22 protein-coding genes and 3 tRNA genes are annotated in these 25,714 nt (G+C 43.8%); 15 read left to right on the top strand and 10 right to left on the bottom strand.

The annotated features are described in order from the left end of the window. Positions 1-17: 17 nt before the first annotated feature. Positions 18-1,001, top strand: coding sequence for an RNA polymerase sigma factor RpoS (gene rpoS / locus H2O73_RS18050; protein ID WP_182110324.1), 984 nt, complete (start codon positions 18-20; stop codon positions 999-1,001). Positions 1,002-1,074: 73 nt separating this feature from the next. Here rpoS and H2O73_RS18045 read toward each other — a convergent pair whose 3' ends face one another. Continuing rightward, entirely contained in the window at positions 1,075-2,349 is a 1,275-nt protein-coding gene (locus H2O73_RS18045; protein WP_182110323.1) for an HlyC/CorC family transporter, read from the bottom strand. 124 nt (positions 2,350-2,473) lie between these two features. Beyond that, positions 2,474-3,268: a cytochrome C assembly family protein gene (locus H2O73_RS18040; RefSeq protein WP_182110322.1), complete on the bottom strand. Its 795-nt coding sequence runs from the start codon at positions 3,266-3,268 to the stop codon at positions 2,474-2,476. Between the two features lie 182 nt (positions 3,269-3,450). Between H2O73_RS18040 and ffh the strand changes: the two genes are divergently transcribed. From ffh to rplS, 5 genes are all read left to right on the top strand, one after another. Further along, positions 3,451-4,830 (top strand): signal recognition particle protein, encoded by a 1,380-nt coding sequence (gene ffh / locus H2O73_RS18035; protein ID WP_182110321.1) that lies wholly within the window; start codon positions 3,451-3,453, stop codon positions 4,828-4,830. 212 nt (positions 4,831-5,042) lie between these two features. Next, positions 5,043-5,291, top strand: coding sequence for a 30S ribosomal protein S16 (gene rpsP, locus H2O73_RS18030; RefSeq protein ID WP_004742593.1), 249 nt, complete (start codon positions 5,043-5,045; stop codon positions 5,289-5,291). Positions 5,292-5,318: 27 nt separating this feature from the next. Next, the gene (rimM, locus tag H2O73_RS18025; RefSeq protein WP_182110320.1) at positions 5,319-5,867 is read left to right on the top strand and encodes a ribosome maturation factor RimM; all 549 of its coding nucleotides are present in this window, start codon (positions 5,319-5,321) and stop codon (positions 5,865-5,867) included. Positions 5,868-5,892: 25 nt separating this feature from the next. Further along, on the top strand, positions 5,893-6,633 hold the full coding sequence (trmD, locus tag H2O73_RS18020; protein ID WP_182110319.1) for a tRNA (guanosine(37)-N1)-methyltransferase TrmD: 741 nt from the start codon (positions 5,893-5,895) through the stop codon (positions 6,631-6,633). 45 nt (positions 6,634-6,678) lie between these two features. After that, the gene (gene rplS / locus H2O73_RS18015; RefSeq protein ID WP_159655596.1) at positions 6,679-7,032 is read left to right on the top strand and encodes a 50S ribosomal protein L19; all 354 of its coding nucleotides are present in this window, start codon (positions 6,679-6,681) and stop codon (positions 7,030-7,032) included. 181 nt (positions 7,033-7,213) lie between these two features. On the opposite strand, the gene yacG is transcribed toward rplS, so the two are convergent. The 8 genes from yacG to mutS form a co-directional block, all read right to left on the bottom strand. After that, entirely contained in the window at positions 7,214-7,408 is a 195-nt protein-coding gene (gene yacG / locus H2O73_RS18010; RefSeq protein ID WP_182110318.1) for a DNA gyrase inhibitor YacG, read from the bottom strand. Positions 7,409-7,468: 60 nt separating this feature from the next. Further along, positions 7,469-8,209 (bottom strand): cell division protein ZapD, encoded by a 741-nt coding sequence (zapD, locus tag H2O73_RS18005; RefSeq protein WP_182110317.1) that lies wholly within the window; start codon positions 8,207-8,209, stop codon positions 7,469-7,471. A gap of 34 nt (positions 8,210-8,243) precedes the next feature. Next, a complete protein-coding gene (coaE, locus tag H2O73_RS18000) occupies positions 8,244-8,852 on the bottom strand; it encodes a dephospho-CoA kinase (RefSeq protein ID WP_182110316.1) in 609 nt (202 codons plus the stop codon). A 1-nt stretch (position 8,853) separates the two neighbouring features. After that, positions 8,854-9,723 carry a prepilin peptidase gene (locus H2O73_RS17995; RefSeq protein WP_182110315.1) on the bottom strand — a complete coding sequence of 290 codons (870 nt, stop codon included), beginning with the start codon at positions 9,721-9,723 and terminating at the stop codon, positions 8,854-8,856. A 50-nt stretch (positions 9,724-9,773) separates the two neighbouring features. Beyond that, positions 9,774-10,997, bottom strand: coding sequence for a type II secretion system F family protein (locus H2O73_RS17990; protein ID WP_182110314.1), 1,224 nt, complete (start codon positions 10,995-10,997; stop codon positions 9,774-9,776). A gap of 10 nt (positions 10,998-11,007) precedes the next feature. Continuing rightward, on the bottom strand, positions 11,008-12,690 hold the full coding sequence (gene pilB, locus H2O73_RS17985; RefSeq protein ID WP_182110313.1) for a type IV-A pilus assembly ATPase PilB: 1,683 nt from the start codon (positions 12,688-12,690) through the stop codon (positions 11,008-11,010). A 15-nt stretch (positions 12,691-12,705) separates the two neighbouring features. Beyond that, complete coding sequence (locus H2O73_RS17980) at positions 12,706-13,164, bottom strand: pilin (RefSeq protein ID WP_182110312.1); 459 nt, start codon at positions 13,162-13,164, stop codon at positions 12,706-12,708. Between the two features lie 218 nt (positions 13,165-13,382). Next, positions 13,383-15,950 (bottom strand): DNA mismatch repair protein MutS, encoded by a 2,568-nt coding sequence (gene mutS / locus H2O73_RS17975; protein WP_182110311.1) that lies wholly within the window; start codon positions 15,948-15,950, stop codon positions 13,383-13,385. Between the two features lie 84 nt (positions 15,951-16,034). Here mutS and pncC point away from each other — a divergent pair, with 84 nt between their 5' ends. The 9 genes from pncC (at position 16,035) to H2O73_RS17930 (ending at position 25,585) form a co-directional block, all read left to right on the top strand. Continuing rightward, a complete protein-coding gene (pncC, locus tag H2O73_RS17970; RefSeq protein ID WP_182110310.1) occupies positions 16,035-16,526 on the top strand; it encodes a nicotinamide-nucleotide amidase in 492 nt (163 codons plus the stop codon). A 190-nt stretch (positions 16,527-16,716) separates the two neighbouring features. Further along, positions 16,717-17,757 carry a recombinase RecA gene (recA, locus tag H2O73_RS17965; protein WP_182110309.1) on the top strand — a complete coding sequence of 347 codons (1,041 nt, stop codon included), beginning with the start codon at positions 16,717-16,719 and terminating at the stop codon, positions 17,755-17,757. A gap of 1,231 nt (positions 17,758-18,988) precedes the next feature. Then, positions 18,989-20,380: a tyrosine phenol-lyase gene (locus H2O73_RS17960; protein WP_182110308.1), complete on the top strand. Its 1,392-nt coding sequence runs from the start codon at positions 18,989-18,991 to the stop codon at positions 20,378-20,380. Positions 20,381-20,836: 456 nt separating this feature from the next. Further along, positions 20,837-23,419, top strand: coding sequence for an alanine--tRNA ligase (gene alaS, locus H2O73_RS17955; RefSeq protein WP_182110307.1), 2,583 nt, complete (start codon positions 20,837-20,839; stop codon positions 23,417-23,419). A 147-nt stretch (positions 23,420-23,566) separates the two neighbouring features. Beyond that, positions 23,567-24,754, top strand: a complete 1,188-nt coding sequence (locus H2O73_RS17950; RefSeq protein ID WP_182110306.1) for an aspartate kinase — start codon at positions 23,567-23,569, stop codon at positions 24,752-24,754. Positions 24,755-24,847: 93 nt separating this feature from the next. After that, complete coding sequence (csrA, locus tag H2O73_RS17945; RefSeq protein ID WP_004415691.1) at positions 24,848-25,045, top strand: carbon storage regulator CsrA; 198 nt, start codon at positions 24,848-24,850, stop codon at positions 25,043-25,045. 184 nt (positions 25,046-25,229) lie between these two features. Beyond that, a tRNA-Ser gene (locus H2O73_RS17940) sits at positions 25,230-25,322 on the top strand. Between the two features lie 66 nt (positions 25,323-25,388). Further along, positions 25,389-25,465 (top strand) — tRNA-Arg (locus H2O73_RS17935). 27 nt (positions 25,466-25,492) lie between these two features. Next, positions 25,493-25,585 (top strand) — tRNA-Ser (locus H2O73_RS17930). Positions 25,586-25,714 lie beyond the last annotated feature (129 nt).

Here is a 25,714-nt window from a genome sequence, read left to right as displayed (position 1 = left end):
CGCCAGGGGGAGGCACTATGAGTATCAGCAACACAGCAGCAAAAGTAGAAGAGTTTGATATTGAGAACATGGAATCGTTCGAAAATAGACAACAAAATACAAATAAACCAGCATCATCAAATGACACTGTCAAAGAAGAATTCGAAGTATCGAGTAAGAATCTCGATGCCACTCAACTTTACCTCGGAGAAATTGGTTTTTCTCCACTATTAACCGCTGAAGAAGAAGTACTTTATGCTCGTCGTGCATTGCGTGGTGACGAAGCTGCTCGTAAACGTATGATCGAGAGTAACTTACGTTTAGTGGTTAAAATATCTCGCCGTTACAGCAATCGTGGATTAGCACTACTTGACCTTATTGAAGAGGGCAACCTTGGTCTAATTCGAGCGGTTGAAAAGTTTGACCCAGAAAGAGGTTTCCGTTTTTCTACATACGCAACTTGGTGGATCCGTCAGACCATTGAGCGCGCGTTGATGAACCAAACTCGTACTATCCGTTTGCCTATTCACGTCGTTAAAGAGCTTAATATTTACCTGCGTACTGCTCGTGAGCTTTCTCAAAAGCTTGACCATGAGCCAACCGCAGAAGAGATAGCCACTCAGCTAGATAAGCCGGTTGACGATGTAAGTAAGATGCTACGTTTAAATGAGCGCATAAGTTCAGTTGATACCCCTATCGGTGGCGACGGTGAGAAAGCGTTACTGGATATTATTCCAGACGTGAAGCACTCAGACCCAGAAGTATCGACTCAAGATGACGATATCAAAGATTCGCTTATCAGCTGGTTAGATGAGCTTAACCCTAAGCAGAAAGAAGTTTTAGCACGCCGTTTTGGATTGCTAGGGTATGAGCCGTCAACGCTAGAAGAGGTGGGGCGTGAGATTAATTTAACTCGTGAACGTGTCCGTCAAATTCAAGTGGAAGGTCTACGTCGACTACGTGAAATCCTAATCAAACAAGGTTTGAGTATGGAAAACCTATTCAGTGTAGAAGACGATTAATCATGACTGATTGAAAGTAAAACGCCTTGGCAAGCCAAGGCGTTTTTAGTTTTAACGGAGAACGATGCTGAGGTTATGATGCTTGTTTGAATTTGGGAAAAACCTTGACCAATTTAATGCGGTTTTCTTCCAGCGCAACCACTTCCATCGGGTGACCAGCCACCTGCACACTCAAATGGCTCTCTGGGATATCTTCCAAGTGTTCAAGGATCAATCCATTAAGTGTACGAGGACCATCCGTTGGGAGCGTCCATTTTAGCCCTTTATTAATATCTCGAATGTTGGCACTCCCTTCAATCAAGAAGCTACCGTCACCTTGAGGCACAATCTCTTCTGCTAGGCTAGGTGCAATCGACGTTGTGAATTCCCCAACAATCTCTTCCAATATATCTTCCAAGGTAATCAAACCAATAATATCGCCATATTCATCGACAATCAGTCCAATACGCTGTTTCTTACGTTGGAACTTGAGCAGTTGGACGTTAAGGGGCGTTCCTTCGGGAATAAAGTAAACTTCATCGGCAGCTCTAAGTAGTCGCTCTTTGGTAAACTCATTTTTTTCAAGCATTAAGCGGTACGCTTCTCGAAGGCGAAGCATTCCAACCGCTTCATCGATTTGGTCTCGATAAAGCACCACTCGACCATGAGGTGAGTGAGTGAGCTGACGTACAATAGATTTCCAATCATCATTGATATCAATACCCGTAATTTCATTACGCGGCACCATAATGTCATTTACCGTGACATTTTCTAGATCAAGGATCGACACCAGCATATCTTGGTGGCGGCGTGGAATTAGGCTGCCCGCTTCATTAACCACAGTGCGAAGTTCTTCTGAGCTTAGGTGGTCATCATCGCCATGGCTTGCTTTTACACCGAGCATGCGAATAAAACCATTGGTAATAAAATTGATGAAGATGACTAGTGGTGACAACAGTTTCATCAGTAAGGTTAAGACGATACTGCTGGCGTATGACACGCGCTCAGGATAAAGGGCGGCTAATGTTTTTGGTGTGACCTCTGCAAACACCAGTACTACTAAGGTAAGCGCACCGGTTGCGATGGCAACACCAAGGTCGCCATATAGGCGCATACCTAGGATGGTTGCAATGGCAGAAGCTAAGATATTAACGAGGTTGTTGCCAATCAGAATCAGACCAATTAAACGGTCCGGTCTGTCGAGGAGTTTTTCTACTCGTTTGGCACCCTTATGACCACTCTTGGATAAGTGCTTTAGTCGGTAGCGGTTCAAGGCCATCATGCCGGTTTCTGAACCTGAGAAATAACCTGAAATTACAATGAGACACGCGAGTAGCGCAAATAAGATACCCGTTGATATGTCGTCCAAAACTAACCTGTTCCTTTTGATGTTTAGCTTAATTTATGACCTAACAGCCATTGTAAGTCAATTGTAAATATAGAATCCCATACTATATATTGGGTATGAAAAAAGGTGCGACTTGCACCTTCTATCAATTAAGAATGATCTCTCGAACGAATCGACTACCAAAATAGGCAATGGTGAGTAGTGTTGCACCAGCGACGGCGAACCAAGTGATTTTCTTTCCTCGCCAACCTTTATGGTAGTGCCCCCAAATCAGAACTGAATAAATAATCCAAGCAATGAATGAGAGTATCGCTTTATGCGCTTTACCTTGAGCAAACATATCTTGTACAAAGGTAAAGCCGGTGGCTAGCGTCATCGTGAGCAGTAGGTTACCAATCAAAATGATCTTAAATAACTGGCGTTCAATTAACATCAGTGGCGGCACATTAGGGTTAATGGCCAGTGCTTTTTTGGCTTTCAAGCTATTGTCTAGCCAAGCCAACTGCAATGCATACAAAGCGCCAATGGTTAGCGTAGAGTAAGAGAACAGCGCCAAAGAGATATGGATAAGTAGCTTAGGGTCATTCTCGAAGTGGGTAATGTAACTGCTTGGCAATAGGGTTGCCGCCAGAAGGTTGATAGCAGAAAAGCTATATACCACGGGCAAAAGAAACCAGATGCGAGTTTTGAGCATGGCGCCACTCATCACGATTGAGATGATAAAGCTAATCAGCGATGCCACATTTAAGATGCTCAAGTTCTGCCCTGAACCGGACAAGATGAGATCACCTAAAGACCAAGCATGAAATGCCAAGGCAAGTGCGGCACTAACCATCACGGTTTTTGCTCGAATACCCGTTTGATGAACCAAACCAGGAATGATCGTAGCAATTGCCAAAATATAGAGAATTGCTGCGCTGACTGCGACTAAGTTGTCCATTACTCTCGATTAAGCTGGTGGATTTTTAACAAATTATACCTTGCATCCGGCTTTTGGGCTATGGGAGATCGATGTTGAATTATGAGAGATGAGATATCAATTTCCAATCGGATAGTGCCAAGCAAGGGCTGGCTAAGGTATACTCACAATAATTTATCGCCGAATTTAGCGAAGAGAAAAAGATGTTTGATAATTTAACGGATCGCCTATCCCGCACCCTGAAAAACATCAGTGGTAAAGGGCGTCTTACTGAAGACAACATTAAAGAGACATTGCGCGAAGTGCGCATGGCATTGCTAGAGGCGGATGTTGCCCTACCTGTTGTGCGTGAATTTGTTAAGCGTGTTAAAGAGAGTGCTGTTGGTGTTGAGGTATCTAAATCTCTTACGCCAGGCCAAGAATTTATTAAGATCGTTCAAACTGAACTTGAAGCAGTTATGGGTGAGTCGAACGAGGCATTAAACCTCGCAGCTCAACCACCAGCAGTGATCTTAATGGCAGGTCTACAAGGTGCGGGTAAAACCACATCGGTAGGTAAACTGTCTAAGCTATTAAAAGAGCGCGACAAGAAGAAAGTCCTGGTTGTTTCTGCTGACGTATATCGCCCTGCGGCGATCAAACAGCTAGAAACCTTAGCCACTGACGTGGGCGTAGATTTCTTCCCATCTTCGGCAGATCAAAAACCAATTGATATTGCTAATGCAGCCATCGACCACGCGAAGAAAAAATTCTACGACGTATTGGTTGTCGATACTGCAGGTCGACTAGCTGTCGATGAGCAGATGATGGCAGAGATTCAAGAGCTACATTCTGCCATTACACCAGTAGAGACACTGTTTGTTGTTGATGCAATGACAGGTCAAGATGCGGCGAATACGGCGAAAGCTTTTGGTGATGCTCTACCATTAACGGGTGTGATCCTGACGAAAGTCGATGGTGATGCTCGTGGTGGTGCTGCGCTGTCTGTTCGTCATATCACGGGTAAGCCAATTAAATTCTTGGGTGTTGGTGAGAAAACTGACGCGCTAGAACCGTTCCACCCTGATCGTGTAGCATCACGTATTCTTGGTATGGGTGACGTACTGTCGCTTATCGAAGATCTGCAACGTAATGTCGATACCGAAAAAGCTGAAAAGCTGGCGAAGAAGTTCAAAGAAAAGAAAGGCTTCGATTTAGAAGACTTCCGTGAGCAGCTTGGTCAGATGCAAAACATGGGCGGCATGATGGGCATGATGGATAAGCTGCCAGGCATGAGCAACTTACCAGACAACGTCAAAGATAAAGTTGATGACAAAATGTTCCACCAGATGGAAGCAATCATTAACTCAATGACGATGAAAGAGCGTCAGCGCCCAGAATTGATTAAAGGTTCACGTAAAAAACGTATCGCAGCGGGTTCTGGTACACAAGTACAAGATGTTAACCGTCTGCTGAAACAGTTCACTCAAATGCAAAAGATGATGAAGAAAATGCAGAAGGGTGGCATGAAAGGCATGATGCGTAATATGCAAGGAATGATGGGTGGCGGAATGGGCGGTGGATTCAACCCATTTGGTCGATAATCATCCAAGCATAATTGAAGTTTCAAGGTGTTAGCTATGTCACACACTTATTAGCCAATTTGTGGTGGTGAAAAAATAGCTAAAGACCTTGCATTGCTCCTGAATAAGAGTAAAATTCCGGAGCTTTATTTTGGCACGAGACCCCAAACTGTATAGCAAAGCTAGACGGTTATTGGGGTTAATTTAATTTTTGAGAAAGCAAAGAGGACGACATGGTAACCATTCGTTTGGCACGTCACGGCGCTAAAAAGCGTCCATTCTATCAAATCGTAGTTGCGGATAGCCGCAACGCTGCAACTGGCCGTTTCATCGAGAAAGTTGGTTTCTTTAACCCAACAGCTCAAGGTCAAGAAGAAGGTCTACGTCTAGACCTAGACCGCGTTAACCATTGGGTTGGTCAAGGCGCGTCTGTATCTGACCGCGTTGCTAAGCTAGTTAAAGACGCTCAAAAAGCGGCTTAATTCTTACTAAGAAGTAGAAATTAGCTTATGTCGATGAAAGGTAAAGAAGCAATGAGCGATAACAAGATTGTTGTAGGCAAGTTTGGTGCTACTTATGGCATTCGAGGTTGGCTCAAGGTTTTTTCCTACACAGACAATGCTGAAAGCATTTTCGATTACAGCCCTTGGTATTTAAGCCATAAGGGCGAGTGGGTTGAGTACAAAGTAGAAAGCTGGAAACGTCATGGCCAAGGTTATGTTTGTAAACTAGCTGGATTAGATGTTCGTGAAGACGCGCAACTGATGACAAACTTTGAAATTGCTATCGACCCTGCAGTACTACCAGAATTGTCAGAAGATGAATTCTACTGGCGTGAATTGTTTGGTATGCAAGTCGCAACCACTAAAGGTTACGATCTAGGTGTTGTTACAGACATTCTAGAAACTGGCTCAAACGATGTTCTAGTAGTTAAAGCAAATCTTAAAGATGCTTTCGGGCAAAAGGAACGATTAATTCCGTTCCTTGAAGAGCAAGTGATCATTAAAGTTGATCGCGAAGCTCAACGGATCGAAGTTGACTGGGATCCTGGATTCTAACTCCAAGTAACGGAGCGATTGAACAATGTGGGTTGGCATAATTAGCCTTTTTCCTGAAATGTTCCGCAGCGTTACTGATTTTGGAGTAACAGGTCAAGCGGTTAAAAAAGGTCTATTGTCTATTGAGACTTGGAATCCTCGTGATTTCACTCATGACAAACATCGCACTGTCGATGATAGACCATACGGTGGTGGTCCAGGTATGTTGATGATGGTGCAGCCTTTGCGCGATGCCATTCATGCTGCCAAACAGACTTCACCGGGTAAGACGAAAGTCATTTATCTATCACCTCAAGGTCGAAAACTTGACCAAAAAGGGGTTGAAGAGCTGGCAACAAATGAGAATTTACTTCTTATATGTGGTCGCTACGAAGGGGTAGATGAGCGCATCATTCAATCTGAAGTCGACGAAGAATGGTCGATTGGGGATTTTGTGATGACGGGGGGAGAAATCCCAGCCATGACGCTTATTGACTCGGTCTCAAGGTTTATACCTGGAGTGCTTGGAGACTTTGCGTCTGCAGAAGAAGATTCTTTTGCAAATGGTTTGTTGGATTGTCCTCACTATACGCGTCCTGAAGTATTGGATGGCAAAGAAGTACCTGCGGTACTGATGTCAGGCAATCATAAGGATATTCGTCACTGGCGATTAAAGCAGTCGCTGGGCCGTACTTGGCTAAGAAGACCAGAGCTTCTGGAAAACCTAGCTCTGACTGACGATCAGGAACAATTACTGGCTGAATTCATAAAAGAATATCAGGCTTAGTAACCTAATTTAATTAGTATCAGTTTATTCTAGGAATTTAATAAAATGAGTAACATCATCAAAGCTCTTGAAGAAGAGCAACTGAAATCAGGCCTACCTAAATTTGCACCAGGTGACACTGTTGTAGTTCAAGTTAAGGTAAAAGAAGGTGAACGTGAGCGTCTACAGGCTTTCGAAGGCGTTGTAATCGCAATCCGTAACCGTGGTCTACACTCTGCATTCACTGTACGTAAAATTTCTAACGGTGAAGGTGTTGAGCGTACGTTCCAAACTCACTCTCCAATCGTTGATAGCATTGAAGTTAAACGCCGCGGTGCAGTACGTCGTGCCAAACTGTACTACCTACGTGAGCGTTCTGGTAAGTCAGCTCGTATCAAAGAGAAACTTGCTAAGAAGTAATGCTATAACTAGCGTTCTCATAGTAATTAACGGGGTTGAGCAATCAACCCCGTTTTTTTATCTCTATGATTTGTAAAAGATAGGTTGGCTAGCAAGGGCTTCTTCTAGAGTGATGAATTAGAGGCAATAAAAAAGGCTGATGGATAACATCAACCTTTAGGATTTTTTAAGAGCAGCTGACTTAATACTGGTCTTCGGACCAACCATCGCTGTCAGACATATCAGGCGCACCTGCAATACTGTTTTCTTCATCAGCCCATTCGCCAAAATCAATCATTTGGCACTTCTTGCTGCAGAATGGTCGGTAAGGGCTTTGCTCACCCCAAATGACTTGAGTACCACATTGTGGGCAAGCTACTTTGGTTATTTTAGTCATAACACTATCTAAATAGAAAAAGTTAAAGGCAGTATAGCAATTCTGCTATCGCTCGGTAAGTTAGCAACACACCGCAAGGTCAAACTCAATATCACCGGTGTATGCTTGACCTGATTTAAAATCAATAAACTTGATGGCAAAACGGTTCTTATGACCGGAAATCATCGGGTAAACACTGTAGTGCATAGGGATATTTAGTCGCAGGATATTCGCTTCTTCAGCATCACTTTGGAAAAATGCATTGTGGGCAAGCTGAGCTTGGAATCGCCCCGTTTCTCGGGTAAGACGTAGCCACAATTTGAGAGCATTAGAAAGTGAACTGAGTGTTTCCATCCAGCTACGGGTATCTTGCTGTTTAGCGTCATTAGGCAAATGACGCCAATGATGCAGTGCGGGTAGGTCAAAACAACATGCGCCACCGGGCAAGTTAAAGCGCTGTCGAATGGCACTTAAAAAGCGGTCTTCTTTTAAACTTTGTCCAAAGCGTTCTGCTGACATTAATTCGCTGTGTGCTTGATCAACCTCTTGCAAGATGCTTTGTAGCATATCTTGATCGACACCTTCGACGTTGAGCCAAGTACGGTAGGTCAATCGTTGCTTCTCAATATCTTTTGCCAGTTCACTTTTCAATTGGATTTGTTCAAAGATTTCCAGTAAATCAAACAGGGCACGGAAGAAGTTGAGATGCTGCAATTCATTGCTAAATTTCGAAGAGACATCTAACTGATGTAGCAACGCCTCTACACGCAAGTAGATTCTAGTTTTCTCATTCAATGGATGTTCGAAATATTGCGTGGTCATTAAGCGGTCGCCCTGGAAATTTGAAGCTTTATTTTCACAGATTTGCCCTACACATTTCTAGGTACTTTTTGTGTAATTCTGTGATTTGGGGCAAAAGTTGTTGGTTTTGTGTATGGTTTTTAATCACATCATCCGCGATTGCGAGGCGTTGTTCTCGGCTAGCTTGAGATTGAACGATTGATTGCGCTTGCTGACGGGAGACGTCATCACGGTTCATGGTGCGTTCGATCTGTATTTCTTCTTCCACATCGACAACTAATACGCGATCGGCTAACTGTTGCAAGTTGTTCTCAACCATTAGCGGGATCACCAGCAATGCGTAATCAGAAGTTACTTGTTTGAGTTGCTGTTTCATTTCATGACGGATCATTGGGTGAAGCAGTGCATCGAGCCATTGTTTCTCTTCTTTATTGGCAAAGATTATTTCACGCAGTGCAGGGCGGTTTAAACTACCATCTTGTTGCAGTATCTTTTGCCCATAGCGCTGGGTTATTTCTCTTAACCCTTCACTGTTTGGCTCAACCACTTCGCGAGCAACGACATCCGCATCCACTATATCGATCGCAAATTGGTCGCGAAAAAGGTTAGCGACGGTGGTTTTACCGCTGGCAATACCACCCGTTAATCCGATGACTAAAGTCATGTTAGGCTCCCAGTAAAAAACGATAATAGTGTTGTAGGATTTCATCTCCCCATAGCATGGCTATTAATCCTGCAATGGCTAGGTAAGGACCAAATGGAAACGCCTTGTCGATACCTTTTTTCTGCATTCTAAGTTGGATGATGCCAAAAACGAGACCAACAAGTGATGATATAAGAATAATCATTGGCAGATATTGCCACCCTAACCAGGCACCAAGAGCCGCTAATAATTTAAAGTCCCCATAGCCCATACCTTCTTTGCCTGTTATTAGTTTGAAGCCCCAATAAACACTCCATAAACATAGGTACCCCGCCATTGCACCGATAACGGCATCTTGAAGAGGGACAGGGCTTATGCCAAATAGTGATAAGCTGATGCCCGCCCACACCAGAGGTAGTGTCAGCTGGTCTGGCAGTAGCATGGTGTCTAAATCGATAAAAGTGGCGGCAATGAGCACGAAAGTAAAGAATAACAGCGCGACGGAGAAGTAGCTAAATCCAAATTGCCAAGCCACTAATAGGCAGAGTGTTGCGGTTAACATTTCAATCAGCGGATAGCGAGCACTGATACTGGCATGGCATTGGCGGCATTTGCCTTTTAGCATGAGCCAACTTAACACAGGTATGTTGTCAATGGCGCGGATCGGAGTGTGACAGCTTGGGCAGGCAGAGCGCGGAATACTGAGGTTATAGGTGTTGTTATCTATCTCTAGGTTGCATTCAGCAAAGCTCTCATTACACTCTTTGCGCCATTCACGCTCCATCATAATTGGTAGGCGATGTATGACCACATTGAGAAAACTACCGACAATAAGACCGAAAATAGTGGCTAACATTGGAAACAGCCAAGGGTAGTGAAGAAATACAGCCATAGAAAACTCAGTTATATGAAAGAGATGGAAAGAACCGTTAAGCTGCTATCTTAGCCTATTACATCCATCAAGTTAAAGATGGGCAAGTAAATAGCGATGACTAAGCTGCCGACAATGAGACTGAGAAAGATGATGATCATTGGTTCAATGATTTTACCTAAGTTGTCGATTGTATCGTCAATTTCGGTCTCATAGATAGTGGCGACTTTGTTGAGCATATCGTCCAATTGCCCCGACTCTTCACCAATCATCACCATTTGCAGTGTCATTTCAGGAAACACATCCGCGTATCGCATCGCTAAATACAGTGGCATCCCTGCGGCAGTATCTTTGTAGACAGAGTCTAACGCGATTTGATAGTGCAGTTGATTGGCTGTTTTTGCTGAGGTTTGTAGGCATGAAAGGATGGGAATACCAGCACCAAAACTGGTGGCTAAGGTTCGGCTGAATTTGGCAATGGCTGCTTTTGACATAATCTTGCCAGTGATAGGTATTTTGAGGCTAAGGCGACTTAATAACAGTCGAAATCGCGACGATCGCGAACGGAGCACTTTTAGCGTAATGATGAGTACGAATAACCCTCCGGCAATGTTGAGACTGTGTGATTGGGTGAAATGTGAGACAGATAAGACTTGCTGTGTAAACCATGGTAGTTCTGAACCAAAGCTATGAAACATACCTTCAAATTCAGGGATAACCACGGCGAGCATTAAATAACTGACGACAATCGCAACCAATAAGATCATACACGGATAAATCATCGCCTTAATGACTTTCGTTCTTAATCGTTCAGACTTCTCACGGTAACTGGCGATACGTTGAAATATGCCAGCAAGATTACCTGCCGCTTCGCCGGAAGCAACAAGTTCAACATAGAGCGAATCGAAATGTCGGTTGGCTTTCAACGCAATCGAGAGTGGTGTGCCTGATTCAATGCTTTTGTTCAATGACAATAAAAGAGACTTCATTTCAGCTTTGCGATGATTATCGCTGACAAGTTTGAGTGCTTGAACTATAGGTATGCCCGTGGTTAGCATAGTGGCTAATTGACGAGTGAGTAGAGTGATATCTTTAGCCTTGATTCGTTCTAGTTGCTTGCGGATAGATGAAATTTTCTTGGCTTTTAAGCTTTTGATGCTTATTTTTTGTTGTTTTAGCTTATCACGCACTTCCGCTTCACTAAGTGCCAACATGTAGCCAGACGTCGGTCGACCAAGGTTATTGATCCCTTTCCAGCGATAGTTTTTCAGTTCAATTGGGCGCTTGGGCTTCATTGGCTAATCCTTACGAGAAATAGAGGATTCGTTGTAACTCTTCGAAACTGGTTAAGCCTTGAGCAAGTTTCTCAATACCTGACATTCTTAACGTTGTCATACCTTGTTTGACAGCTATTGCTTCGATTGTGCGCGCATCAGCACTGGTTAATATTGCCTGATTCAGATCTGAGGTATTTTCCATCATTTCAAACAGACCGACTCGCCCTGAATAGCCACTATTGCAGTTTTCGCAGCCATGCCTATTGGCTTGAAATAGTGTTTGGCTACTCGGAAGGTTGAGTTGTTGGGATTGTTCAGCGCTGATGTGGTAGCGCTGTTTACAATTTGGGCACAAAAGCCGAACTAACCTTTGGGCAATTACAAGACTGAGCGAAGAAGCGATGTTGTAAGGTTGAATCCCCATATTTTGCAACCTTACTAAGGTTTCGGCGGCTGAATTTGTGTGCAATGTAGAAAGCACTAAGTGACCAGTTTGTGAGGCTTTAATGGCAATTTCAGCTGTTTCCAAATCTCGTATTTCACCCACCATCACAATATCAGGATCTTGGCGCAAGAAAGAACGCAGCGCAGCGGCAAAATCGAAACCGATGTGCGGCTGCACTTGTACTTGGTTTATTCCAGGTAAGTTGATTTCAACGGGGTCTTCAGCGGTGGCGATGTTGACTTGTGTGGTATTGAGTATGGCGAGTCCTGAATATAACGATATGGTTTTGCCGCTGCCTGTAGGACCGGTCATTAAGATTAAACCTTGCGGCTTTTTAAGCGCGTTTAGGTAAATCTGTTTTTGCTGTTCGTTATAACCTAGCTTGTTGATGTCGAGTTGGGTTGCGCTGCTTTCCAATAATCTAAGTACGACTTTTTCTCCCCACAGTGTAGGTAGTGTGGATACTCGCATATCAACCGACAGTTCGGAGTTGAGTTTAAGCTTACTGCGCCCGTCTTGGGGTAACCGTCGTTCTGCAATGTCTAAGTTGGATAGAATCTTAACGCGAGTCGACAGACGTCGCCCAAGTTGTACTGCTGGTTGATGAGTTTCCAGTAAGATGCCATCGCAGCGTAGTCGTATGCGGTAGCTATCCTCATAGGGCTCAAAGTGAATATCAGAAGCGCCTTTACGCACTGCCTCTAATAATACCTGATGTATATACCGGCTGACTGGCGCATCGTCTTGGCTTAAGTCTTCTATATTGCCCAACTCTTCGTCGGAGAGATCGACCATGCGGGCAAGATCCAGTGCATTGATCTCTTTCTTACTGGATCCTCCTGAAGGAATATTACGCCCATAGAGGGAGTGAATGGCTTTTTTGATTGAATTGATGTCGGCGATCACCAGTTCGATGTTTAACCCCGTGGCAAAACGGAATTCGTTTTCGATTTCACTATTGGTTGGGTCACTGGTGGCTAACGTGAGAGTTTGGTCGCTATGTCCAATAGGAATAGCGCAGTATTTTTGAATCAACGAGCTTAAACCCAAGTGATGACATAAAGAGTTAAAGTCATACTCTTGAAGGTTGACTAAAGGAATCCCCAGTAATCGACTTGTCGTTTGTGCTAAATCCGTTGCTGTTATCACTTGCAAAATGGCATCGTTATTAAGCTGTGGTGCTTTCAAAAGCGATGTCAATTGGCGAGCAAGTTCGTCATCAAGCTCGCCAGTGTCTATTAAAACCTTTATTAGTGATTGACTCATAAAGAGAACGGTCGACTAATCAGGGCAATAGCTGCTCTGTGAGTTACCGCCATCATCTTTACAACTGGCTTTCCAAGTAACTCCGTTTGCCGAGTATGTGGCGGTGAGAATGTACGATTCACCCGATTTAATTGGTCCTTTATCTGCTGAGGCTTTTGCTTCGACCGCTACTGCCGATGAGATGATCTTCGCCACTACATCTACGTTGTTGATTGACGCACTAGGGACGTTGCCAGCAGAGGTTATACAGTTCGTTTTAAATGTTGCGTTATCACTCGCGTGCTCATGAGCACAGATATCGACAGAGAGTTTTACCCCAGCAGCGAGAGTAGGAAATTCGGCGAGAGTCGCCTTTTTGGTATAGTCCTGATAAGCCGGAACAGAAAAAACGGCAAGAATGCCAATAATTGCCACCACGATCATTAGTTCGATGAGTGTAAAGCCGCGTTGTAACTTCTTAGTTTGGTTGTTCATAACAATCCCCAAGTGAGTTAGTTCAGTTGGAGTTAGCATAGAATGAACCGTTATGGGGATATATTAGCGAGAGGTTTTATTCCGAGGCGTTAATGGTTATTGAAATTCATTGTTACAAATTATCATTGAGACCTTTGAGCCCGATCGATAACCGTCATTCGTCGCGTGATAAAAAAGCCGCATCATAGATGCGGCTAGTCATTGGATGTATGAGGTTTCTAAAGCAGTTTTTTCAAGCGATACAGCTCTTCAAGCGCTTGGCGTGGCGTTAGATCATCTGGGTCAATATTAGCCAATGCCTCTTCAACTTCACTCGGTTCAGGGATCAAACTGAGCTGATTGGCAATATCTACAGCGCTTGTTCGTACGCTATTTGCGTCATTAGCATGACTAAGTTGCTCAAGCTGGGTTAATTTAGCGCGAGCTTGCTTGATCACTGTCTTCGGTACACCGGCTAACCCTGCGACAGCTAAACCATAAGATTTACTTGCTGCACCTTCTTGTACGGCGTGCATAAAGGCAATGCTGTCACCGTGTTCAACCGCATCTAGGTGAACGTTGGCTAGGTGCTCTATTTGGCTTGGCAGTTCGGTAAGTTCAAAGTAATGAGTTGCAAATAGCGTTAGCGCACCAATCTGTTTTGCTAGCCACTCTGCGCTTGCCCAAGCCAGTGATAAGCCATCGTAGGTACTGGTACCGCGGCCAATTTCATCCATCAACACTAAGCTGCGCTCAGTGGCGTTGTGCAGAATATTGGCGGTTTCTGTCATCTCAACCATAAAAGTAGAGCGACCTGATGCAAGATCATCAGATGCGCCAATACGAGTAAATATGCGGTCAATTGAACCAATGTTCGCCGATTCGGCTGGCACATACGAGCCTATGTGTGCCATCAAAGCAATTAATGCTGTTTGACGCATATAAGTAGACTTACCACCCATGTTTGGACCTGTAATGATCAACATTTTACGTTGAGCATTGAGTTCTATCGGGTTAGCAATGAAAGGCTCATCCATAACTTGCTCAACCACAGGGTGGCGACCGGCTTGGATAGTAATGCCCGGTTTTTCGCTCATTGTAGGGCGGCAGTAATCTAGGCTATCAGCACGCTCGGCAAGATTTTGCAGCACATCAAGTTGAGAAACAGCAGAGGCAAGATTTTGCAACTTCTCAAGGCTTGGCATCAATAAGTCAAACAACTCTTCCCAAAGCCTTTTTTCAATTGCCAGTGCTTTCGACTTAGAACTGAGTACTTTATCTTCGTGCTCTTTGAGCTCTGGAATAATATAACGCTCAGCGTTTTTCAGTGTCTGACGGCGAACATAATGTGGAGGCACCAAATGGCTTTGACCACGGCTTACCTGAATAAAGAAACCATGAACCGCGTTATAGCCGACTTTTAGCGTATCAATATCATGACGTTCACGCTCTTCTCGCTCCAACTTCTCTAAGTATTCGGTCGCTCCATTGGCAAGATCGCGCCACTCATCAAGCTCAGCGTCGTAACCTTCGGCAATCACGCCACCATCGCGAATCACAACCGGAGGGTTCTCTTTGACGGCTCGTTCTAATAATTCGCACACATCATCGATTGGTGCGGCGTACTGAGTGAGCTTAGCAAGGTATGGGTGATTCAATGCCGACAATACATCGGCAAGTTCTGGCAGTTGCTGCATCGCATGACGCAAACGCGCCAAGTCGCGCGGGCGAGCAGAGCGGAGCGCTAATCGAGCAAGAATACGCTCGATATCACCAACTTGCTTTAATACTGGCTGCAAATCACCAAATAGGCTTTGTTCTTTAATCTCTGTGATGGCATCAAGACGTTGGTTGAGAGTATCAATACAACGCATTGGCTGATGTAGCCAGCGTTTGAGCATTCGGCTACCCATAGGCGTAGCCGTTTTATCCAGTACATCTGCCAGCGTATTGTCTGAGCCACCAGATAAATTATGGGTGATTTCTAGGTTACGACGAGTTGCCGCATCCAGAATAACGGAGTGATCTTGGCGATCAAAAGTCAAAGAGCGAATATGTGGCAGAGCAGTACGCTGGGTGTCTTTTACGTATTGAATCAAACAACCCGCGGCACACAAACCGAGTTTGGCATGTTCAACGCCAAAACCGACTAAGTCACGTGTACCAAACTGTTGGTTTAATTGTTGCTTGGCTGTATCAATTTCAAACTCCCACACTGGTCGGCGGCGGTTTCCGCTGCGTGCAGCCATTAGGTGTACGGGTTCAAAATCTTCGGAAAATAGCAGTTCTCGCGGAGAGGTGCGCTGTAGCTCCGCTGCCATTGCTTCTTCTGTTTCTGGTTCAGTTAATTGGAATCGACCAGAAGTAATATCAAGAGTGGCGTAACCGAATTTACCATCATGGTGATAAATTGCTGCAATCAGGTTATCGACTCGCTCGGAAAGCAATGCTTCGTCAGTGACTGTGCCTGGGGTAACGATACGCACCACTTTACGCTCGACAGGGCCTTTGCTGGTGGCTGGGTCACCAATTTGCTCACAGATAGCAACCGACTCGCCAAGTTGGACGAGTTTCGCTAAGTAGCCTTCAACGGCGTGGTAAGGAACTCCTGCCATAGGGATCGGTTCCCCTGCTGATGAACCGCGCTTGGTTAGCGAGATATCAAGCAATTGCGAAGCGCGTTTTGCGTCATCATAAAAAAGCTCGTAGAAGTCACCCATACGATAGAACAACAAGATCTCAGGGTTTTCAGCTTTTAACTTAAGATATTGCTGCATCATTGGAGTGTGTTTTTGTTCGGCTTTCACGGCTAACTTCTTTCGTTTATGACAATTGCGGCTTAGGATACGTGAATCGATCTCGGGCGAAAAGTCACATTGAGGATTTTGAACATGGAATCACACCAAACATTAAGTATTGAGTTAGGTAAATTGTTGTTAAAGCATCAGCATATTTTAACTACCGCTGAATCGTGTACTGGTGGTGGCGTTGCGACAGCGGTAACCGATATCGCGGGGAGCTCAGCTTGGTTTGACCGTGCTTTTGTCACCTATAGCAATGAAGCTAAGATGGAAATGCTTGCTGTGCAAGCGTCGAGCTTAGCCTCTTATGGTGCGGTAAGTGAGGTTGTGGTAATCGAAATGGTGCAGGGGGCATTGAATCATGCCAATGCGACTATTGCGGTTTCAATCAGTGGCATTGCTGGACCAGCAGGAGGCAGTGATGATAAACCCGTAGGGACGGTTTGTTTTGCTTTTGCAGACAAAAAAGGTTGGCAGAAGGTGAGTACACAGTATTTTATGGGTGATAGAGCGAAGGTTCGCTCACAAGCCGTTGAATATGCCCTAAAAACCCTGTGTGAGTATTTGGGCGAAAGTTCATAGTTTTTGTTAATAAATTTTAAAATTGCTGCTAGATCAGTACTCTAGCGTGCAAGAGCAAAAAAAATCCATACAGGTATGGACACTGTATGAATCAACAGTATAATGGCATTCATAAATTGTTCGGTAGATGCTGAACAGAACGAATTAGATTTTTTATCCACCAACCATGATGGATAGTTTGGAGAAAGTAATGGACGAGAATAAACAAAAAGCCCTCGCCGCTGCGCTAGGTCAGATTGAAAAGCAATTCGGTAAAGGCTCAATCATGCGCCTTGGTGATAACCGCACCATGGACGTAGAAACCATTTCTACTGGTTCACTTTCTCTAGACATCGCATTAGGTGCTGGCGGTTTGCCAATGGGTCGTATCGTTGAAGTTTATGGTCCAGAGTCATCAGGTAAAACAACACTGACTCTTGAGCTTATTGCTGCGGCTCAACGTGTAGGTAAAACCTGTGCGTTTATTGATGCTGAGCACGCTCTTGATCCAATCTACGCTAAGAAATTGGGTGTTGATATTGATGCACTGCTTGTCTCTCAGCCTGATACGGGTGAGCAAGCGCTAGAAATCTGTGATGCATTAGCTCGTTCTGGTGCGATTGATGTTCTGGTTGTCGACTCAGTTGCTGCATTAACACCAAAAGCAGAAATTGAAGGCGAAATGGGCGATAGCCACATGGGTCTTCAGGCTCGTATGCTTTCGCAAGCAATGCGTAAGCTTACTGGTAACCTAAAGCAGTCTAACTGTATGTGTATCTTCATTAACCAAATCCGTATGAAGATTGGTGTGATGTTTGGTAACCCAGAAACCACGACTGGTGGTAATGCACTTAAGTTCTACGCTTCTGTCCGTCTTGATATCCGCCGTACGGGTTCGATTAAAGATGGCGATGAAGTAGTTGGTAACGAAACACGTATTAAAGTGGTTAAGAACAAGATCGCTGCGCCATTTAAACAAGCTGAAACTCAGATTCTATACGGTCAAGGTTTTAACCGTGAAGGTGAGCTGGTTGACTTGGGTGTGAAGCACAAGTTGGTTGAAAAAGCGGGCGCATGGTATAGCTATAACGGCGATAAGATCGGTCAGGGTAAAGCGAATGCTTGTAAGTATCTAAAAGAGAACCCTGAAGCTGCTCAAACGATTGATAGCAAGCTACGTGAAATGCTGCTGACTCCAGCTCAACCTGATGAGCCTGAAACGGGTGAAATGCCTCAAGAAGAAGAGTTCTAACACCTCACTCTCTTATATTAGCTTCTATATCAAGCCCTGCTCTAACTGAGCGGGGCTTTGTTTTATCTGCACTACCAGTACCACCAGCTCAGTGAGTCGCTCTCAAGCACCAGAGTGCTTCTGTGAGTGATATAAGGAACTCTAGTCGAGCATATAGGTTGCGGCGGTGATTGTTACTATTGTAAGTGCATTGCCACCCTAGCGAGTAACAGTCGTCTATTCTCACCACTCTACTTACTCCTGATGTCATTTCCCCAAAGTTGTTCAATATCATTCTTCCTTTTGAACGTGAGTGGTTTTCAATCAATGCGTACGAAAATCAGTGCGCTTCCATGGCTGGTTAGCTGAAGGGCTTTTCTAACTAAAAATAATACCGCTATTACCAGTCTTTAATTCAGATATGAATATTTTTATTAGTATTTGTTTTTGACTAAGAATACGAGAGTAGCGTCACCCATATTATTTTGTGATCCAGAGCACTTATTTAATTAAGATCATAAGATTCTCAAGTGTTTTTTAATTCCTATTTTTATTTATCAGTAGATTCTGAGTTTATTTTTATTCATTAAATGAAACCGATCAGGTAGGCAGAAAAATACATTTAATATAATTGTTAATAATTATGATTATTTAAATGCTAAATCCATTTATTTTGCATTGGTAATAAATACATCAAACATATTCACCAACAAATAGGCAACATAAGCAGGTGGAGAGCTGATTGTAAATTGATATTTATTTTATAAAGCAGGAGTTGGTGGGGTGGTGGTTGGTGGTATTTTAGACCATCGGGGCTTCATAAAGGGTGATTTTCTACTTTTTGTTGTGATTTTTGCGATACAAATAATTAATTACTTGCGGCCTTATTGTTAGTTTTGTGTAAAAGAGAGGGCTATTTGAACAAAAGAGGGGCTTTACAGGAGGGGTGTAAAGAAATGAGTACAGCTAAATGTACATACTAAAGCGTTAACCACGTCTCATTATAGCCACTTGCTATCAAAATGGACTTTCTCGTGCAATACCGATCAATCATAGAAATGAAAAAAACAACGTCTCTGATATCTAATTTTAGCAATAAAGTCCGCGTCTATTTTTCTATACGAAACTATCAAAATATACCGATTGGCGAGGTATTCCCTTAATCCAAAAAAAAGACTTTAATAGCTTCGAAGTTTGGGGATACACCCAATTAAATAAAGAATATGACCATTAAATAAATTGGAGTAAGAAAATGGATAAACGTTACCCTGCTGAACCGTTTCGTATTAAGACTATTGAAAACGTTTCAATGATTGGTCGCGAAGAGCGTGCTGAAAAAATGAAAGAAGCTGGTTACAACACCTTCCTTCTTAACAGTGCTGATGTTTACATCGACCTACTAACTGACTCAGGCACATCTGCAATGTCTGACAAGCAGTGGGCTGCTCTAATGACTGGTGACGAAGCTTACGCTGGTTCTAAAGATTTCTTCAAACTAGAAGAAGCTGTTCAGCGTCTATACGGTTTCCCTTACCTAATTCCTACTCACCAAGGTCGTGGTGCTGAGAACATCCTTTCTCAAATTGCTATCCCTAAAGATAAAGGTCAGCAATACGTTCTAGGTAACATGTACTTCACTACTACACGTTTCCACCAAGAGCACAACGGCGCGAAATTCATCGATATCATCCGTGATGAAGCACACAACGCTGAACTAGACGTACCATTCAAAGGTAACATCGACCTAGACAAACTACAATCAGCTATCGCTGAGCACGGCGCTGAAAGCATCGCTTACGTATGTCTAGCAATCACTGTTAACCTAGCAGGTGGTCAGCCAGTATCTATGGCTAACATGCGTGACGTTAGCGAAATCTGTAAAGCAAACGGCATCAAAGTATTCTACGATGCAACTCGTTGTGCAGAAAACGCTTACTACATCAAAGAGCAAGAAGAAGGCTACGCTGACAAGTCAATCAAAGAAATCTGTAAAGAGCAGTTCTCTTACGCTGACGGCGCAACAATGTCTTCTAAGAAAGATGGTCTTGCAAACATCGGTGGCTTCCTAGCACTACGTGATGAGCACCTATTCGAAGAATCTAAAGAACTAGTTGTAGTATACGAAGGTATGCCTTCATACGGCGGTCTTGCTGGTCGTGACATGGGTGCACTAGCACTTGGTCTAGAAGAAGCTCTAGAGTTCCCTTACCTTGACCACCGTATCAAGCAAATCCGTTACCTAGGTGACAAGCTACGTGATGCAGGCGTTCCAATGATTGAACCAATCGGTGGCCACGCAGTATTCGTTGACGCACGTCGCTTCCTACCACACCTAACTCAAGATCAGTGCCCAGCTCAAACTCTAGCTGCGTCTGTATACATCGAGACAGGTGTACGTACAATGGAACGTGGTATCGTATCTGCAGGACGTAACCGTGAGACTGGTGATCACTACCGTCCAGCTCTAGAAACAATCCGTCTAACTATTCCACGTCGTGTTTACACTTACGCACACATGGACGCAGTAGCTGACGGCATCATCGAGCTATACAAAAACCGTGATTCAATCAAAGGTCTAAACTTTGTATACGAGCCTAAGCAACTACGTTTCTTCACTTCTCGTTTCGAGTACATTGAAGCTTAATTAGTTAGCTTATAGCTAAGATTCGAAGCCCCCTAATTTAGGGGGCTTTTTTTGTATGTGGAATTTGTGTAATCACTAAAATCAATAGTGTTATCGGCAATGAAATAGGGGGTTCAACGGCGGAAATATGAGAGGAGTCAACGACTCAAAGAACAATAATTGAAGGGTAAAAAAGATTAAAATAGTAAGCCGTCTCTGCAGCCACTTCTCTTACGGCAATATCGTGTTTTTCGTATGGAACAAATCATAGATGCATTGGACGATTGTGAAGAAAATCAATGGTGACATCCTAGGCTAATTGCCTGTTTTCTCAGTGATTCATTCGCTTTTGTCTTGCTGAGGCAAAAATCATTGTCAAAAGCGACAAAATAGAGCAATTGCCACGCTAGCATCTACCACTCGCTTATGTGTACAATACAGCAAAATTCTATCTCGACTATTTTCAGGAAGAGCTGCATGTACATGAGCACAGATGAGGTTCGTAACGCGTTCCTTAAGTTCTTTGAAAGCAAAGGACACCAAATCGTAGAAAGTTCATCGTTAGTACCGCATAACGACCCAACCTTGCTTTTCACTAACGCAGGTATGAACCAATTTAAAGATTGTTTCTTAGGTTTAGAAAAACGCGCCTACACACGAGCAACTACGGCCCAACGCTGTGTACGTGCTGGTGGTAAACACAACGATCTTGAGAACGTTGGTTTCACCGCTCGCCACCATACTTTCTTTGAAATGCTAGGCAACTTCAGCTTCGGTGATTACTTCAAAGAAGATGCGATTGCTTTTGCATGGGAATTCTTAACTGAAACACTACAGCTACCAAAAGATCGTCTACTGGTTACTATCTATGAAACAGATGACGAAGCATTTGATATTTGGAATCAAAAAGTAGGTATCCCAGCGGATCGTATTATTCGCATCGGCGACAAGAAAGGTGGTAAGCCATTTGAGTCAGATAACTTCTGGCAGATGGGTGACACTGGTCCTTGTGGTCCATGTACTGAAATCTTCTACGATCATGGTGATCACATCTGGGGTGGCCGTCCAGGCACACCAGAAGAAGATGGTGACCGTTTTATCGAGATCTGGAACAACGTATTTATGCAGTTCAACCGTCAAGCTGACGGTACTATGGAGCCGCTACCACAACCATCGGTTGATACGGGTATGGGTATTGAGCGTATTTCTGCAATCATGCAAGGCGTTCACTCAAACTACGAAATCGATGTATTCCAAGCACTAATTAAAGCTGCTGCTGAAGTGATTGGTTGTGATGATCTATCAAACCAGTCTCTACGCGTTATTGCTGACCACATTCGTTCATGCTCATTCCTAATCGTTGATGGCGTTATGCCTTCAAATGAAGGTCGCGGCTACGTACTACGTCGTATCATCCGTCGTGCGGTTCGTCACGGTAACAAGATTGGTGCGCAAGGTGTGTTCTTCCATAAATTGGTTGGCATTCTTGCTGAAATCATGGGCACCGCGGGTGATGAACTTAAGCGTCAACAAGCTGTCGTTGAAAAAGTATTGCGTATTGAAGAAGAGAACTTCGGACGTACTCTTGAACGTGGCATGACAATTCTTAATGAAGCATTAGATAACCTTGACGGCAAAGTGCTTGATGGTGAAACCGTATTTAAACTTTACGATACTTACGGCTTCCCTGCTGATTTGACGAACGATGTGGCACGCGAGCGCGAATTTGCTATCGACGAAGAAGGTTTCGAGAAAGCAATGGAAGAGCAGCGTCAACGTGCACGTGAAGCAGGTCAATTCGGCACCGACTACAATGCAGTCATTAAAACAGACGCACAAACTGAGTTCTGTGGTTACACAGGTACAGAAGGTGACAGTGCCGTTGTTGCGATGTTTGTTGAAGGTGAGGAAGTTGAATCACTATCAGCAGGCGATAAAGCGATTGTTATTTTAGAGCAAACGCCATTCTATGCAGAATCGGGCGGTCAGTGTGGCGATGCTGGTTTGATCAAAACTGAATCAGGTTTGTTCAAAGTAGAAGATACACAAAAACTAGGCAACGCAATTGCTCACCATGGTGAACTGACTGAAGGTGTTGTAGCGAAAGGCGATAAAGCACAAGCATTGGTTGATGCTGCTCGTCGTGCTGCGATCACGTTGAACCACTCGGCAACACACTTATTGCACGCAGCATTGCGTAAAGTACTGGGTGAGCACGTTACGCAGAAAGGTTCTCTAGTTAAAGCAGAAAACCTACGTTTCGACTTTTCACACTTAGAAGGTGTGACAGCCGCTGAACTTAAAGAAGTTGAACGTCTTGTAAATGCACAAGTACGTCGCAACCATGACATCGAAACCAATGTAATGGATATCGAGTCTGCTAAGCAAAAAGGCGCAATGGCACTATTTGGTGAGAAATACGACGATGAAGTACGCGTACTTTCAATGGGCGAATTCTCAACAGAGCTTTGTGGTGGTATCCACGCATCAAACACGGGTGATATTGGACTATTTAAGATCACTTCTGAAGGTGGTATTGCTGCCGGTATCCGTCGTATTGAAGCGGTAACGGGCGAAGCTGCACTAGATGTAATCGAAGCGCAAACAGCGAAATACGAAGAAAAACTGATTGATGCAGCAAGTAAAACTAAAGCACTTGAAAAAGAGATTCAGCAGCTTAAAGACAAGCTAGCTTCTCAAGCTAGCGCAAGTTTAACTGACCAAGTGAAAGAGATTGCTGGCGTTAAAGTTCTGGTTGCTAAACTAGACGGCGCAGACAACAAAGCACTTCGTGGCATGGTTGATGAGCTTAAAAACCAACTAGGTAGCGGTATCATCATGCTAGGTAACGTAGCGGATGATAAAGTCGGTCTGATTGCAGGCGTAACAAAAGACCTGACTGGTAAAGTTAAAGCGGGTGAACTGGTTAATATGGTTGCTCAGCAAGTTGGTGGTAAAGGTGGCGGTCGTCCTGACATGGCTCAAGCAGGTGGTACTGATGCATCAGCGCTACCGAGCGCGTTGGAGTCAGTAGATGCTTGGATTGCCGAGCGTCTATAAAACCCCATAAAAACATACTTACGCTCAATCATTTTTGATTGAGCGTTCTTTTTTGTAGCAAACCTGAATTTTCTGGTTTGTAAAATAGCGACTCGAAAACACATCGAGCAGCAGATTAAGACAAAGCTCTTAGGAAGGTTAATACTGGTGGAAAAGCCTCTTATCGTGCAGAAGTTTGGCGGTACTTCAGTAGGTTCAATTGAACGAATTTACAAAGTAGCAGAACACATTATCAATGCAAAAAATGAAGGCAATCAGGTCGTAGTGGTTGTTTCAGCAATGTCTGGTGAAACGAATCGCTTGTTAGGTCTTGCTAAGCAAATTGATAGTGTGCCTGATGCCCGAGAGCTTGATGTATTGCTGTCTGCTGGTGAGCAGATATCCATGGCACTCTTAGCGATTACTTTGAATAAGATGGGCTACGCAGCGTGTTCGCTCACTGGTGCTCAAGCCAAGATTGTCACTGATAACCAGTATAATGACGCAGTGATCCAACATATTGACGCGGCGCCAATTACGGATCTATTACAACAAGATAAAATTGTTATTGTTGCCGGTTTTCAAGGCATTACGGAGAAGGGGGATATCACCACATTAGGACGAGGTGGTTCCGATACGACAGCCGTTGCTTTAGCCGGAGTTTTAAAAGCAGATGAGTGCCAAATTTTCACGGACGTCGACGGTGTTTATACTTGCGACCCTCGTGTGGTTAGCGATGCAAAGAAGTTGAATGTAATAGATTTTCCTTCAATGGAGCGCATGGCTAAGCACGGAGCAAAAGTGCTTCATCTCCCTTCTGTGCAGTATGCATGGAAAAACCAAGTCCCATTACGAGTTTTATCGACTTTTAGCGCCAATCAAGGTAGCTTGGTGAAAGGTGATGCCTGTTTATTGCCTGTATGTGGATTGGCAATTCAACGTGATATGTGCTTGATTAAAATAGCCAGCGAAGTGTTGCTAGCGGTAACCAAACAGTGTCAACTGATCGGTATTGCAATTTGGGATGTGATTGAGCACCCAGATTGGATTGGTATTGTTGTCAAGCAAGAGGCTTACTCTAAACTAGAGTTGGTTTTACAAGGAAAAGTAGCGGACCGTCAGCTTATTAGCTTGTTGACCGCTGTTGGTGCAAAAGCAGAAGAGTTGGCGGGGTCTTGTTATCAGTTACTAATTGATAATGAGATAATGACAATTCATCAAAAACTAGATAATCAGTCATTTACTATTGCATTGTTCCCTGACTGTGTAGATAGTGCTGCAAATATTTTGCATCAAGCTTATATAACACAGAGCGAAGCACACGTTTGCCTACCAAAACATGCCTTTCTAAACTAGATTCGAATAAGAATAGAGTTTACGAAAATATAACTTTTGTTGGATAATGGCTTTGTAGCAAGAAATTTTAAGAGATTACTCAAGGAGCACAGAATGCTAATTTTAACTCGCCGTGTTGGTGAAACTCTAATGATCGGTGATGAAGTCACTGTAACGGTACTGGGCGTTAAAGGTAACCAAGTACGTATCGGTGTAAACGCTCCGAAAGAAGTGTCTGTTCATCGCGAAGAAATCTACATGCGCATTCAGGCAGAAAAAGGTAATGGTAACGTTGCTTCAGGTAACTATTAATTACTAAAAAAAAGCTGACATATTGTCAGCTTTTTTTGTGGCTAAATTACGGAAAATCTTTCAGAAAAGCACGAATAAACACCGCTTTGGTTAAATAGCCAACGGTTGAAAGAATTTTTACTATTTTTGCCAAGAAAGTGTTTGACTTATTTTTGGTAAATCGTAATATGTGCCTCCGCAAGACGGTGAGGTGGCCGAGAGGCTGAAGGCGCTCCCCTGCTAAGGGAGTATACGGCTTGATACCGTATCGAGGGTTCGAATCCCTCCTTCACCGCCATTAATTGGTCGTTGACCAATTTTTTTGTTTCAAAACTAAGATTTTGTGATATAGTTCACATTCCGTGCGCCCTTAGCTCAGCTGGATAGAGTACCTGGCTACGAACCAGGCGGTCGGAGGTTCGAATCCTCCAGGACGCGCCATAATTTTTTACTACCAGAGATTAAAACGGTGAGGTGGCCGAGAGGCTGAAGGCGCTCCCCTGCTAAGGGAGTATACGGCTTGATACCGTATCGAGGGTTCGAATCCCTCCTTCACCGCCATTAATTGGTCGTTGACCAATTTTTTTGTTTCAAAACTAAGATTTTGTGATATAGTTCACATTCCGTGCGCCCTTAGCTCAGCTGGATAGAGTACCTGGCTACGAACCAGGCGGTCGGAGGTTCGAATCC

This window comes from Vibrio marinisediminis (assembly GCF_014050145.1).
Lineage (GTDB): Bacteria > Pseudomonadota > Gammaproteobacteria > Enterobacterales > Vibrionaceae > Vibrio > Vibrio marinisediminis.
Note: the sequence above shows the minus strand (reverse complement) of the source record. Positions and strands in the feature narration are given on the sequence as shown.

Excerpts from the sequence above, each read along its gene's own strand:
- yacG (WP_182110318.1), bottom strand. The coding sequence starts at position 7,408 with ATGACTAAAATAACCAAAGTAGCTTGCCCACAATGTGGTACTCAAGTC.
- rpoS (WP_182110324.1), top strand. The coding sequence starts at position 18 with ATGAGTATCAGCAACACAGCAGCAAAAGTAGAAGAGTTTGATATTGAG.
- H2O73_RS17980 (WP_182110312.1), bottom strand. The coding sequence starts at position 13,164 with ATGAACAACCAAACTAAGAAGTTACAACGCGGCTTTACACTCATCGAA.
- rpsP (WP_004742593.1), top strand. The coding sequence starts at position 5,043 with ATGGTAACCATTCGTTTGGCACGTCACGGCGCTAAAAAGCGTCCATTC.
- H2O73_RS18040 (WP_182110322.1), bottom strand. The coding sequence starts at position 3,268 with ATGGACAACTTAGTCGCAGTCAGCGCAGCAATTCTCTATATTTTGGCA.
- ffh (WP_182110321.1), top strand. The coding sequence starts at position 3,451 with ATGTTTGATAATTTAACGGATCGCCTATCCCGCACCCTGAAAAACATC.
- H2O73_RS17960 (WP_182110308.1), top strand. The coding sequence starts at position 18,989 with ATGGATAAACGTTACCCTGCTGAACCGTTTCGTATTAAGACTATTGAA.
- recA (WP_182110309.1), top strand. The coding sequence starts at position 16,717 with ATGGACGAGAATAAACAAAAAGCCCTCGCCGCTGCGCTAGGTCAGATT.
- pilB (WP_182110313.1), bottom strand. The coding sequence starts at position 12,690 with ATGAGTCAATCACTAATAAAGGTTTTAATAGACACTGGCGAGCTTGAT.
- rimM (WP_182110320.1), top strand. The coding sequence starts at position 5,319 with ATGTCGATGAAAGGTAAAGAAGCAATGAGCGATAACAAGATTGTTGTA.
- H2O73_RS17990 (WP_182110314.1), bottom strand. The coding sequence starts at position 10,997 with ATGAAGCCCAAGCGCCCAATTGAACTGAAAAACTATCGCTGGAAAGGG.
- pncC (WP_182110310.1), top strand. The coding sequence starts at position 16,035 with ATGGAATCACACCAAACATTAAGTATTGAGTTAGGTAAATTGTTGTTA.
- rplS (WP_159655596.1), top strand. The coding sequence starts at position 6,679 with ATGAGTAACATCATCAAAGCTCTTGAAGAAGAGCAACTGAAATCAGGC.
- coaE (WP_182110316.1), bottom strand. The coding sequence starts at position 8,852 with ATGACTTTAGTCATCGGATTAACGGGTGGTATTGCCAGCGGTAAAACC.
- trmD (WP_182110319.1), top strand. The coding sequence starts at position 5,893 with ATGTGGGTTGGCATAATTAGCCTTTTTCCTGAAATGTTCCGCAGCGTT.
- H2O73_RS17995 (WP_182110315.1), bottom strand. The coding sequence starts at position 9,723 with ATGGCTGTATTTCTTCACTACCCTTGGCTGTTTCCAATGTTAGCCACT.
- csrA (WP_004415691.1), top strand. The coding sequence starts at position 24,848 with ATGCTAATTTTAACTCGCCGTGTTGGTGAAACTCTAATGATCGGTGAT.
- alaS (WP_182110307.1), top strand. The coding sequence starts at position 20,837 with ATGTACATGAGCACAGATGAGGTTCGTAACGCGTTCCTTAAGTTCTTT.
- zapD (WP_182110317.1), bottom strand. The coding sequence starts at position 8,209 with ATGACCACGCAATATTTCGAACATCCATTGAATGAGAAAACTAGAATC.